General features: G+C 62.1%; 13 protein-coding genes, 1 tRNA gene and 1 rRNA gene. 3 read left to right on the top strand and 12 right to left on the bottom strand.

All coding sequences use genetic code 11. The annotated features are described in order from the left end of the window. Positions 1 to 154, bottom strand: a 16S ribosomal RNA gene (locus tag ABZF37_RS11835); the annotation flags it as partial. A gap of 240 nt (positions 155 to 394) precedes the next feature. Beyond that, positions 395 to 1,597, bottom strand: a complete 1,203-nt coding sequence (gene tyrS / locus ABZF37_RS11830; protein WP_372720159.1) for a tyrosine--tRNA ligase — start codon at positions 1,595 to 1,597, stop codon at positions 395 to 397. Positions 1,598 to 1,901: 304 nt separating this feature from the next. Here tyrS and ABZF37_RS11825 point away from each other — a divergent pair, with 304 nt between their 5' ends. Next, on the top strand, positions 1,902 to 3,161 hold the full coding sequence (locus tag ABZF37_RS11825) for a peptidoglycan DD-metalloendopeptidase family protein (protein WP_372720157.1): 1,260 nt from the start codon (positions 1,902 to 1,904) through the stop codon (positions 3,159 to 3,161). Beyond that, complete coding sequence (locus tag ABZF37_RS11820; protein WP_372720155.1) at positions 3,158 to 4,285, top strand: anhydro-N-acetylmuramic acid kinase; 1,128 nt, start codon at positions 3,158 to 3,160, stop codon at positions 4,283 to 4,285. Before ABZF37_RS11825 ends, ABZF37_RS11820 begins: the two co-directional genes overlap by 4 nt. A 38-nt stretch (positions 4,286 to 4,323) precedes the next feature. Here the strand turns inward: ABZF37_RS11820 and erpA are convergent, their stop codons facing one another. From erpA to ABZF37_RS11785, 7 genes are all read right to left on the bottom strand, one after another. Next, positions 4,324 to 4,662 (bottom strand): iron-sulfur cluster insertion protein ErpA, encoded by a 339-nt coding sequence (gene erpA, locus ABZF37_RS11815; protein WP_372720153.1) that lies wholly within the window; start codon positions 4,660 to 4,662, stop codon positions 4,324 to 4,326. 77 nt (positions 4,663 to 4,739) lie between these two features. Then, on the bottom strand, positions 4,740 to 5,411 hold the full coding sequence (locus ABZF37_RS11810; protein WP_372720151.1) for a DUF6776 family protein: 672 nt from the start codon (positions 5,409 to 5,411) through the stop codon (positions 4,740 to 4,742). After that, positions 5,408 to 6,433: an N-acetyl-gamma-glutamyl-phosphate reductase gene (argC, locus tag ABZF37_RS11805; protein ID WP_372720149.1), complete on the bottom strand. Its 1,026-nt coding sequence runs from the start codon at positions 6,431 to 6,433 to the stop codon at positions 5,408 to 5,410. Before argC ends, ABZF37_RS11810 begins: the two co-directional genes overlap by 4 nt. A 108-nt stretch (positions 6,434 to 6,541) precedes the next feature. Further along, positions 6,542 to 6,615 (bottom strand) — tRNA-Gln (locus ABZF37_RS11800). 20 nt (positions 6,616 to 6,635) lie between these two features. Beyond that, positions 6,636 to 7,031: a 30S ribosomal protein S9 gene (gene rpsI / locus ABZF37_RS11795; RefSeq protein ID WP_372720147.1), complete on the bottom strand. Its 396-nt coding sequence runs from the start codon at positions 7,029 to 7,031 to the stop codon at positions 6,636 to 6,638. Between the two features lie 23 nt (positions 7,032 to 7,054). Continuing rightward, the gene (rplM, locus tag ABZF37_RS11790; protein ID WP_372720145.1) at positions 7,055 to 7,483 is read right to left on the bottom strand and encodes a 50S ribosomal protein L13; all 429 of its coding nucleotides are present in this window, start codon (positions 7,481 to 7,483) and stop codon (positions 7,055 to 7,057) included. A 60-nt stretch (positions 7,484 to 7,543) separates the two neighbouring features. Continuing rightward, complete coding sequence (locus ABZF37_RS11785; RefSeq protein WP_372720143.1) at positions 7,544 to 8,227, bottom strand: alpha/beta hydrolase; 684 nt, start codon at positions 8,225 to 8,227, stop codon at positions 7,544 to 7,546. A 50-nt stretch (positions 8,228 to 8,277) separates the two neighbouring features. Here ABZF37_RS11785 and coq7 point away from each other — a divergent pair, with 50 nt between their 5' ends. Then, the gene (gene coq7, locus ABZF37_RS11780) at positions 8,278 to 8,922 is read left to right on the top strand and encodes a 2-polyprenyl-3-methyl-6-methoxy-1,4-benzoquinone monooxygenase (protein ID WP_372720141.1); all 645 of its coding nucleotides are present in this window, start codon (positions 8,278 to 8,280) and stop codon (positions 8,920 to 8,922) included. A gap of 17 nt (positions 8,923 to 8,939) precedes the next feature. On the opposite strand, the gene speD is transcribed toward coq7, so the two are convergent. From speD to trpC, 3 genes are read right to left on the bottom strand one after another with little or no spacing between them, the layout of a single operon-like run. Next, a complete protein-coding gene (gene speD, locus ABZF37_RS11775) occupies positions 8,940 to 9,731 on the bottom strand; it encodes an adenosylmethionine decarboxylase (protein ID WP_372720161.1) in 792 nt (263 codons plus the stop codon). Between the two features lie 14 nt (positions 9,732 to 9,745). Continuing rightward, on the bottom strand, positions 9,746 to 10,156 hold the full coding sequence (locus ABZF37_RS11770; protein WP_372720139.1) for a VOC family protein: 411 nt from the start codon (positions 10,154 to 10,156) through the stop codon (positions 9,746 to 9,748). A 5-nt stretch (positions 10,157 to 10,161) separates the two neighbouring features. Continuing rightward, the gene (gene trpC, locus ABZF37_RS11765; RefSeq protein ID WP_372720137.1) at positions 10,162 to 10,965 is read right to left on the bottom strand and encodes an indole-3-glycerol phosphate synthase TrpC; all 804 of its coding nucleotides are present in this window, start codon (positions 10,963 to 10,965) and stop codon (positions 10,162 to 10,164) included. Between the last annotated feature and the right edge of the window lie 119 nt (positions 10,966 to 11,084).

Raw genomic sequence — 11,084 nt, 5'->3', positions numbered from 1 at the left:
GGTTATCCCCCACGAAAAGGTAGATTCCTACGCGTTACTCACCCGTCCGCCACTCGCCACCCGGATAGCAAGCTACCCTGTGCTGCCGTTCGACTTGCATGTGTTAGGCATGCCGCCAGCGTTCAATCTGAGCCATGATCAAACTCTTCAATTAATTTCCGATCAGCTGTTTCCAGCCGAATACGGTTGTTGAGGGTACTGTCCCCTCAGATTAAGCCAAGTCGACTTAACCGTGCGGACGCAAGCGCCCACACAAATTACCTGATCTCAGATTTTCAAAGAACGGCCGGTACGTGACCGGCGAGGGGTGCGAATTATAAGCAGGACCGACGCCACGTCAACCTTGCGCCGAGTTATTTCCTGAGACGGCCACCATGAACTTTAAAAAAATCTTTTATATCATTGTGATATTGCAAATTCGATGTTTTCCGACTTGCACCCGATAATCGTTACCAGCGCTCAAAAGGCGCTTTGGATCGTCTACACGGTCGCCATCGACCCGTACCGCGCCCTGCGCGATCAGGCGCAACGCCTCGGATGTGCTGCCAACCAGGCCCGCTTGCTGCAAGGCAGCGCCAATCATGAGTCCCCCGGGGGCACGGAGGCTTTTTTGTGGCAGTTCGTCGGGAACCTGACGGTGTCTGAAGCGTTCCAGGAAGCCCTCTCGGGCCTTGCCTCCTGCCGCGGCGGAGTTGAAACGCGCCACCAGTTCCTCTGCCAGGTCGAGCTTGATCTCCATCGGATTCTTTCCCGCCGCGACGGCGGCCTGCATTTGCGCCAGGTCCGCTACCGGGCGGGCGCTCAGCAACTCCAGGTACCGCCACATCAGATTGTCGGAGACTGACATCAACTTGCCAAACATGGCCTCTGGCGGCTCAGTGATCCCGATGTAGTTCTCGAGGGACTTTGACATCTTCCTGACGCCATCAAGACCTTCGAGCAGTGGCAGGGTCATGATCGCTTGCGGCCGCTTTCCGTGCGCTTGTTGCAGCTGGCGCCCCATAAGAAGGTTGAATTTCTGGTCGGTGCCGCCGATCTCTAGGTCGGCCTCAAGAACGACGGAGTCATAGCCCTGCATCAACGGATAGAGGAACTCGTGCACGGCGATGGGCTGACCGGTCCGATAGCGCTGGGAGAAATCGTCCCGCTCCAGCATCCGCGCGACCGTCGCCTGCGCTGCCAACTCGATCATCCCCACCGCTCCCAGAGGCTCCAGCCAAGCGGAATTGAGCAGAACCTCGGTCCGCGCCGGGTCAAGAATCTTGAACACTTGCTGCTGATAGGTTTCCGCGTTGGCGAGGATCGCCTCCCGCGTCAGTGGTTTGCGAGTGGCGTTACGGCCGGTCGGATCCCCGATCATCGCGGTGAAGTCGCCCACTACAAACAACGCATGGTGCCCCAGGTCCTGCAGTTGGCGCATTTTGTTGAGCAAGACTGCATGGCCGAGGTGAAGATCAGGAGCGGTCGGGTCGAACCCCGCCTTCACACGCAGCGGGCGCCCCTCACGCAGTCGATCAGCAAGCTCCCGTTCGGGGATGATTTCCTCGGTACCGCGGCGAAGGACATCAAGAGAACTAAGGCCTGGGGGCTCAACCATCGACTTTCGACCTTTTCAGTAGATAAAAGAACACAATTTTTGGACTTGCAATCTAACCGCGCTAAAGTGAAGAATGCGCATGCCGGTATCATAGCGGGGCAGCGCAGGCGGAAATGCTGTAGCGGTTAATCCAGGTGCCGCCCGCGCCTGACATCTGTAACGCGACGAGGACTGCATTATTAATCGACGACGCCCGCCGTTGGTGGCTGCCCGCGCGACCGCCCCCTTGTTCCGGAATTCCCCTTATGCCGGCTCGCGCCCACTCAAGGGCCGTCGGCTTCTGCCGTGGCTGTATGGCTCTGTCATGGCCTGCATGGTAGCAGTGCTGGTAGCCCGTACTGCCGAGAGCCTGGCGAGCATTCCAGAGCGCTTGAGCGCGCCGATGGTAGAGCGCCCATACGCGTTGCCTGACATTGATGAGGCCGGCTCGCCAGGCTTGGAACGTCTTGACGAGGCGTGGCTCGAACATCGTATTAAACCGGGGGAGAGTTTTTTTCTGGCAATGCGCGCCATGGGCTTTGGGCCCGGAACAGTGCAATCGGTCATGGATGCAGGCAAACATGCGCGTTCGTTGCTCGACTTGAAGCCCGGTCAGGTCCTGCGAGCAAACGCTGATGGCGGTGAGTTGGTTGCCCTGGACTTTGAAATTGACCCAATCAACAAGCTAGAAGTCCGGCGGGAAGACGACGGGTATACAGCCCAGTTGCATACTCTGCCGACCCAAACCGTTCAGAACCAAACCACCGGGACCATCACCAGTTCGCTTTACCTTTCGGCCCAGGAAGCAGGCCTGTCCGATCGGCTGATACTGGAGCTTGCACAGATGTTCGGCTGGGACATCGACTTCACTCAGGATCTGCGTACCGGCGATCGGTTCGCGCTGGTGTTCAACCAAGTAATGCTCGACGGCGAGAAAGTGCAGGATGGCGACATCCTGGCCGCCGAATTCGTCAACAAGGGCAAAGTGCTGCGCGCCGTGCGTTATACCGCTCCGGACGGACGGGTCTCGGTTTACAAACCCGACGGCGGCAGTATGCGCAAAGCGTTTACCCGTAACCCCCTGCCGATTACCCGCGTAACGTCACGCTTTAACCCCAATCGCCTGCATCCCATTTTCAAGACGGTACGACCGCACCGCGGGGTCGATTATGGCGCCGCCTCGGGCACGCCGGTACAGGTGACTGGGGACGGTCGGGTTGCGTTTGCCGGACGCCAGGGTGGCTATGGCAACGTGGTCATCATCGATCACGGCCGGGGCTACCGCACCCTTTATGGGCACCTCAGTCGTTTTGCCGCCAAGCTGCGCGTTGGCACTCAAGTCAGTCAGGGCGACACCATTGCTTACGTTGGGGCAACGGGTTGGGCCACGGGCCCACATTTACACTATGAATTCCAGGTCAACAACCAGCACAAAGACCCTTTGACGGTCGCTCTGCCCAACGCGGGGCCATTGCCAAGTGCCTACCGGCGCCACTTTGCAGCCCAAACATCGGCATGGGTTACGGCTCTTGACGCGGTAACGGCAAGTCAGGTGGCCGAATCGGAGTCATCCCTAAGGCCGTGATCAAGCCAGTGCGGCCCACGTTATTCGTCGGCCTCATGAGTGGTACCAGCCAGGACGCCGTTGACGCCGTTTTGGCTGAGTTCCCGATCAGCGGCGAAGGCCCGCCACGGCTCATTGCGAGTGACAGCACCCCCCTGCCACCCCAGCTGCGGGCTCGGCTCGACGCCTTGCAGGAACCCGGCGGTGGTGACCTCGACAACGCGTTACAACTTCATCACGAACTCGGGCTGCGATTCGCTGACAGCGCACTGAGTCTGCTTGCCAGCGCGCACGCCGAGCCGCGCTCGGTGCGTGCTATAGGCAGCCATGGCCAAACCGTGCGGCACCGGCCGGCTGGCCCAGGACCTCATAGCCTCCAACTGGGCGATGCGGCGCTGATTGCAGCCCGCACGGGCATTGCCACGGTGGCTGATTTTCGCAGCGGCGACATTGCCGCCGGTGGACAGGGCGCCCCGCTGGCACCCCTGTTCCATCAGGCTGCGTTCGGCAATTCAGGCTGCCAGCGCGCGATACTCAACCTCGGCGGGATGGCGAACGTAACCTTTTTGGGTGCCGGCAACGCCGGGCCATCGGGCTGGGATACAGGGCCCGGCAATGTCTTGCTAGACGCCTGGGCGGCGCGCCATCTGGGCCAGCCCTACGATGCGGACGGGGCATTTGCAGCGTCCGGGAGAGTCCATAACAGCCTGCTTGCCGCGTTGCTCGACCACCCGTTTGTCAGCCGACAACCGCCAAAAAGCACCGGGCGTGAGGACTTCAACGCGCAGTGGCTGGAGCGATTTCTGGATCGGTTTGGCGCCATCGAACCGGCGGATGTGCAAGCCACGCTCGCGGAATTCACAGCAGCCTGTATTGCCACGGCCTTCGTCAACCGTACCAATACCGAAGAACTACTGATCTGCGGTGGCGGTACGCGAAATCGCGATTTGCTCAAGCGCATCGACCGTCACTTGCCAGGGCTTGCAGTCGACACGACCGCCAAGGCCGGCGTTGACCCGCAGTGGGTGGAAGCGCTGGCGTTCGCGTGGCTCGCGCGCCAACGCATAGCTGAGCGAGCACTGGACACCCAAAGAGTTACCGGTGCCCGGCAGCCGGTGATCCTCGGTTGCGTTTACCTACCGTGAAGGCGCTTCGAGAAACCGGCCACGCCTGAACCACCGGACTAAACGCTGAAGGAAGACCCGCAGCCGCAGGTGGTCGTCGCTTGGGGATTGCGAATGACGAACTGAGCGCCCTGGAAGTCCTCGCGGTAATCAATTTCCGCGCCCTCCATGTACTGCAGGCTCAATGGGTCGATCAACAAGGTGACGCCGTCGGTTGCCACCGCACAGTCATCGTCATCCACCTTCTCGTCGAACGTGAAGCCGTACTGAAATCCTGAGCATCCACCACCGCTGATAAACACCCTCAGCTTGAGGTTGGGATTACGCTCTTCGGCTATCAGTTCACCCACCCGGCGCGCGGCACTTGGACTGAAAAGCACAGGTTCTTGTTGCTGCATCGGAGACTCCGGAACTCGTTGCGCGATGGATATGTCCACGCACATTTTGGACCATCTTAGGGTAGCGCAGTTGCTTACTACAAGGGATCACTGTTAGCGAGCAGCTCCTGCCAGCCGAATTCAGTCGCCAGTGGCACCTGTCCGATGGGCGCGATCACCACTCGAAGACCCCGTGGCTGATACCCTTCCGGCACCTTGAAAGCGCCCGCAAGGGTCTGCAGTTGCTGCGCGACTAGCGGCAAGTCGGCGACACGCTGATTGCTTGGTTCATCCTGTGACCCACCCAGCAGCCACAGCTCGACACGCCCGGTGAGTTTGGTTTTCATGGCCGGATGAGCGCCGCGGGCCAGGAGCAAGCTGTAACCGAACCGCACGCCGTCGGCTTGCCGGGTCAGCGTCAGATCGGCAATCCCGAACTCCACTGCCCGGCCATCCGGGAGCAGCACGCCGCGCAACAGGCCCAGGCGCTTTCTAAGCTCGGCGTTTCGCGCCGTAAGCACTGCCACCGTTTCCCTCAGGCTTATCTGAGCCTGGCGGTCAATGGCCTGCAACTGACGCAGCTGGGCGTTTTCCCGTAGCAAGGCGCGACCGGCATCGGCATCGGGCACAGAGGGTGGACCACCCAACGATGGCTGCCGAACCAATAGCCAGCCTGCTCCCAGACCCACCAGGGCGCCAATCAACACGCCGGCGATCAGGTGGCGCCAAGTGCGGCCAAGCCGCCAGAGCGGCTGGGCGGGTAATTTCAAGGCGCGACGGCCGGCTGCTTCAACCCAAGCGTTTCGTCCAGGCCGAACATGATGTTCATGTTCTGCACCGCCTGGCCCGCAGCCCCCTTGACCAGGTTGTCGATCACCGACAGTACGATCACGCGGGTGCCGGCCACATGCACCGCTACTGCGCAGTCGTTGCCGGCACGTACCTCGGCGGTCTGTGGGTGTCCGCCGGGTGACAGCACGCGCACGAACGGCTCGTTCCGATAGCGGGCTTGGTACAGCGCCTGCAGGTCGGCGCTGGCGTGCAGCCGGGCATAGAGCGTGGCGTGAATGCCGCGGTTCATCGGCACCAGATGTGGCACAAAGGTCAGATCAAGCCCGGCCACAGAAGCTGCCGTGCCCAGGGTTTGCGCAATCTCCGGCTGATGCCGATGGGCAAATACGTTGTAGGCCTTGAAGTTCTCGTTAGCCTCGCAAAATGACAAGTCGCCTCGCGCCTGGCGTCCGGCACCACTGACCCCGGATTTGCAGTCGGCCACCAGCTCCGCCACATCGACCAGGCCGGCTTCGATCAGGGGCAGGAATCCCAGCGTCACGGCAGTGGGATAACAGCCTGGATTGGCAATCAGGCGGGCTGCCGCGATACGCTCACGGTTCAGCTCCGGCAGGCCATAAACGGCTTCGTCAAGATATTCCTCACAGGCGTGGGGCATTCCGTACCAATGCTGCCACAAGGCCGGATCGCGCAGCCGAAAATCGGCAGCGAGATCGATCACTCGCGCGCCGGCCTCTAGCAGCGCGGGCACTTGCTGCATGGCGACACCGTTAGGCGTGGCGAAGAACACCACGTCACAGGCGACAAGCGCAGCCACGTCAACATCGCAGAAAGCCAGGTCCAGCCGCCCGGCCAGGCTTGGAAACAGCCCGCTGACAGGCTTGCCGGCTTCACCGCGCGAGGTAATGACCGCCAGCTCAACCTGCGGATGCTGCACAAGAATGCGCAGCAGCTCGACGCCGGTGTATCCGGTACCGCCGACAATTGCCACTTTGACCATGACCGATCTCCCGTCTTTGCCCGCCCTGGCAAAGTTAGTCTGAACCCACGCTGGACAACAAAAAAGCCCGACGTGGCGACCAAGCCGGGCTTTCCCGTTAATAAACGTTGGCTGGGGGACTAGGATTCGAACCTAGATTGACGGAGTCAGAGTCCGCTGTCCTACCGTTGGACGATCCCCCATCCGAGACCGGCGGCAGGGCTTAGCGCTTGGAGAACTGCGGCGCGCGACGCGCCTTGTGCAGACCCACTTTCTTGCGCTCCACCTCGCGGGCGTCACGGGTCACGAAACCCGCCTTGCGTAGTTCCGGGCGGAAGGTTTCGTCGAACTCGATCAGCGCCCGCGTGATGCCATGACGGATGGCACCGGCCTGGCCACTCGGCCCGCCTCCCTGGACGGTGATACGCAGGTCGAAGCTGTCCGGCCGGCCGAGCAGTTCCAGCGGCTGGCGCACCAGCATGCGGGATGTCTCGCGACCGAAGTAGTCCTCCAGGCTCCGCCCATTGATGCTGATACTGCCCTTACCCAAGCGCAGGATGACGCGCGCTGAAGCCGATTTGCGACGACCTACGGAGATATTGCTTTGCACTGCTGCCATGATCAGGTCCGAACTTGCGGGAATCAGATGTCCAGCGCTTGCGGCTGCTGGGCGACATGAGGATGCTCGGTGCCGGCGTACACCTTGAGCTTGCGGAACATGGCGCGACCGAGAGGATTCTTGGGCAACATGCCTTTGACCGCCTCCTCCAGCACCAGCGTTGGTCGCCGCACGATGCGATCGGCGAAGGTTTCGGTCCGCAGACCGCCGATGTAACCGGTGTGATGGTGATACAGCTTGTCCGTTTGCTTGCGACCGGTCACGCAGACCTTCTCGGCATTGACCACGACGATGTAATCGCCAGTATCCATGTGCGGGGTGTAGATCGGCTTGTGCTTGCCGCGCAAACGACGGGCAATCTCGGTCGCCAAACGTCCGAGCGTTTTGCCATCGGCATCGACGAGATACCAATCCTGCTGGATGGTGCTTGGTGTAGCGCTTACTGTCTTCATGCCGAATTCGCAATTAGCCCGCAAAAAGGGCGTGCATCCTATTTTGCGACGCCCAAACTGTCAAGGTGAAGTGCGGCGGCCACCGTCAAATAGCGGGCTCCAGAAGCCGCTGGCGGCTTCGCGCAGCGGCGTCAGCCGACCGTGAAAAAAATGGTCGGCGTCATCAATTACCGTCACGGGCGCCGTCGGGCCAGCGACGACGGCAAGCCAGCGCCGCGCCTGGTCAAGGCTGATCAACTGATCGCGGCTGCCGTGGACAACATGCCACGGCAGCGCCGGCGCCGCGCATTCGTCCAGGTAGCCCATCCCCGCGGGGGGAGCCACCAGCAGCAGGCTGGCCGCATCGGCAGCGCGGTGGCCTCGCAAGGCCACCGCCGCGCCGAACGAGAAACCGGCAAGGTGTATCGCCTGCTCGGGGTAGGCGGCGCGGGCGTAGGCAACAACCGCCAGCAGATCCTGGGTTTCGCCCACTGCGTCGGCAAACTGGCCAACGCTCTGACCAACGCCCCGCAAATTGAAGCGCAGCGCTCGCGCGCCCAGGTCCAGCGCCGCCCGCGCCAGGGTATAGACCACTTTGTTGTCGAGCGTCCCACCAAACTGGGGATGCGGGTGGCAGATCACGCACAACGGCCCGTCTGGGGTTGGCGGCTGCTCGACCAGTACCTCAAGGGCACCCGCTGGGCCGTCGATCAAAATGCGTTGTTTTTGCGGACTGCCGATCATGCCGTTCGAGCCAAGGTACAAGTCAGGCGGCAGTATAGACTTGGGATTCTCCCTCCCTGGCGGAGCTGCCCATGCCCACCGTGCGTTTCACTCCTGCCGATCGCCTGCTGCTGGCGCTGGACCGTGTGCTGCGCCTGGCGCCACCGCCCGGGCGCACAGCGGCCACCGATCCGTGCGCCGAGCTGCCGGAAACCAGCGAGCTGAGCCCCGCCGAACGACAACACGCGGCGGCGCTGATGCGCGTCAATCACGCCGGCGAGCTGGCGGCGCAGGGCTTGTATCTGGGGCAGTCCCTGGGTGCGCGCTCACCGCTCGTGCTAGCACAATTGCAGGCTGCCAGCGCCGAGGAGGCGGATCACATCGACTGGTGCCGCGCCCGCTTACAGGCACTGGGCAGCCGGCGCAGCGTGCTCGATCCGGTCTGGTTTGGTGGCGCATTGGTGATCGGCGTGGTGGCTGGCACCGCCGGCGACGACTGGAGCATGGGCTTTGTGGCAGAAACCGAACGCCAGGTACAGGCGCATCTGGACGACCATCTTGGGCGTTTACCGAGCGCCGACCGACGCAGCCGCGCCGTGCTTGAGCAGATGCGCCGTGACGAGATTCGCCACGGTGAAGACGCCCGGCGTGCCGGGGGCCGCGAACTGCCGGCGCCGCTACGCAGCCTGATGCGCCTGGCATCCAAGCTGATGACCCGTACCGCCTACCGGCTATAGCGCCGTCGGCGCCCGAATCACTTCATGTTGGTCGCGTAGAAGATTTCCTGGATCTCCCGCTCCAGGCGCGTTGCAGTAGCGGCCTGCTCTTGCGCTGACAGGTCGGCATCATTGACACCGAACAGGTAGTTTGCGAGGTCGAAATTACGTACCCGTAGCTTGGTGTGAAAAATATTTTCCGGGTAGACGTTGACGTCCACCGCCTGGAAACGGGCCAGCGTCGAGGCGTCGATGTAGTTTTGAATCGAGTGAATCGTGTGGTCGATGTAATGCTTGTGCCCGCGCACGTCGCGGGTGAAGCCGCGCACCCGGTAATCCAGGATCACGATGTCCGACTCGAAGCTGTGGATCAGGAAATTGAGCGCCCGCAGCGGCGAGATATGGCCACACGTGGACACGTCGATGTCGGCCCGAAACGTGCTGATGCCGTTGTCCGGGTGTTGCTCGGGATAGGTATGTACAGTGACATGGCTCTTGTCCAGGTGTCCCACCACCGCATCCGGTTTGGGTCCGGGCATCTCGGCAGTGGAATTACCCGCCTTGCCCTGGCCACCTTCGGAGATCAGCATGGTGACGCTGGCCCCTTGCGGGTCGTAATCCTGGCGCGCGATGTTCAGAATTTCGGCGCCGATGATGTCGGCCACCTCGCTCAGGATGCGAGTCAGGCGCTCGGCGTTGTAGGTCTCGTCGATGTAGTCGATGTACTGCTGCTGAGCCTCACGCGTCAGTGCGTAGGAAATATCGTAAATATTGAAGCTCAGCGTCTTGGTCAGGTTGTTGAAACCGTGCAGCGTGAGCTTGTCGTCCAGATCGGCCATGGCAATTACCGCAGCGGGCGCAGCGCGCCGGCCAAGGGAGGGTGGAAGATGATTTGTACCCGGTTGCCGGCCGGGTCCAGGCAGTAAAAGCTACGCGCACCATCTCGATGGGTACGCGGCACGGCGGCAATGGGGGCGCCATTGTCGCGCATAAAGACGTGCCACGGGTCAACGTCCTCGATGCGTCGCAGTAAAAAGCCGATATGGTCCAGCACCGCGCCGCCTGGCGCAGGACCAGGCGCCCGGTGTAGCGCCAGATTATCCTGGCCAGAACTCAGATAGACGTTGTCTTCGTCCGGCCGCCACTCCACATGCAGGCCGAGCAAGTCCACATAGAAGCGCTCACACGCTTCCAGATCCTGAACGAACAGCGCCACATGGCGCAGGCCAGCGTGAGCCGGTGGGCGTTGCCGCATGGCGTCTATCCTTCGCTGAAAAACAGCTCGTGCAGGCGCGCGCCCGGATCGGTGGCACGCATGAACGCCTCACCGACCAGAAACGCATGCACACCGGCTTCACGAATCAAGGCCACGTCGTCATGCTGCCGGATACCGCTCTCGGCTACCAGCACGCAATCAGGCGGTGCAAGGCGTGCCAGACGCACCGTCGTGTCCAGATGCGTCTGGAAAGTATGCAAATCCCGATTATTGACGCCCAGCAGTCCTGGCGTCAGCGCGACCGCGCGCTCCAGTTCGTACTCGTCGTGCACTTCGATCAGCGCTTCGAGCCCCAGTTCCGCTGCCAAGACCGCCAGATCGCGCATGAGTACGTCGTCGAGTGCTGCCACGATCAGCAAAATACAGTCGGCACCCGCGGCCCGGGCCTCGTACAACTGGTACGGATCGAGCACAAAATCCTTGCGCAGCAGCGGTAATCCGACCGCCTCCCGCACCGCGCGAAGATCATCCAGGCTGCCCTTGAAAAATGGCGCGTCGGTGAGCACCGACAGGCAGGCCGCCCCGCCCGTCAGGTAACTGCGGGCGATCGCCGGCGGGTCGAAGTCGGCCCTCAGCACGCCCTTGCTCGGCGAGGCTTGTTTTATTTCGGCAATCACCGCCGCTTGGCCGCCGTCAATCCGGGCTGCCAGCGCAGCCGCAAAGCCGCGTACGGGTAGCATCGCTTCGGCGTCGCGCCGTAACGCCGCCAATGACTTCAGGCGGCGGGCATTCGCCACCTCATCGGCCTTGGCCGCGAGGATTTTTTTAAGAACATCCGGCGTGGTCATGCCGACCCCAGGCGCTGCGTCAGTTCCGCCAGCGCGGTAACCCGCGTCAATGGGGCGCCACTGGCCAAGACCTCCCCGGCACGCGCAACGCCGGCTGCCAGCGTTGGCGCCAAACCGGC

This window comes from Immundisolibacter sp., assembly GCF_041601295.1.
Taxonomy (GTDB): domain Bacteria; phylum Pseudomonadota; class Gammaproteobacteria; order Immundisolibacterales; family Immundisolibacteraceae; genus Immundisolibacter.
The sequence above is the reverse complement of the archived record's forward strand: the minus strand, read 5'-3'. Positions and strand labels throughout refer to the sequence as shown.

Coding starts and splice junctions, on each gene's coding strand:
- rpsI (WP_372720147.1), bottom strand. CDS start 7,031: ATGGCAGCAGTGCAAAGCAATATCTCCGTAGGTCGTCGCAAATCGGCT.
- coq7 (WP_372720141.1), top strand. CDS start 8,278: ATGCCCACCGTGCGTTTCACTCCTGCCGATCGCCTGCTGCTGGCGCTG.
- ABZF37_RS11825 (WP_372720157.1), top strand. CDS start 1,902: ATGGCCTGCATGGTAGCAGTGCTGGTAGCCCGTACTGCCGAGAGCCTG.
- erpA (WP_372720153.1), bottom strand. CDS start 4,662: ATGCAGCAACAAGAACCTGTGCTTTTCAGTCCAAGTGCCGCGCGCCGG.
- trpC (WP_372720137.1), bottom strand. CDS start 10,965: ATGACCACGCCGGATGTTCTTAAAAAAATCCTCGCGGCCAAGGCCGAT.
- rplM (WP_372720145.1), bottom strand. CDS start 7,483: ATGAAGACAGTAAGCGCTACACCAAGCACCATCCAGCAGGATTGGTAT.
- tyrS (WP_372720159.1), bottom strand. CDS start 1,597: ATGGTTGAGCCCCCAGGCCTTAGTTCTCTTGATGTCCTTCGCCGCGGT.
- ABZF37_RS11770 (WP_372720139.1), bottom strand. CDS start 10,156: ATGCGGCAACGCCCACCGGCTCACGCTGGCCTGCGCCATGTGGCGCTG.
- argC (WP_372720149.1), bottom strand. CDS start 6,433: ATGGTCAAAGTGGCAATTGTCGGCGGTACCGGATACACCGGCGTCGAG.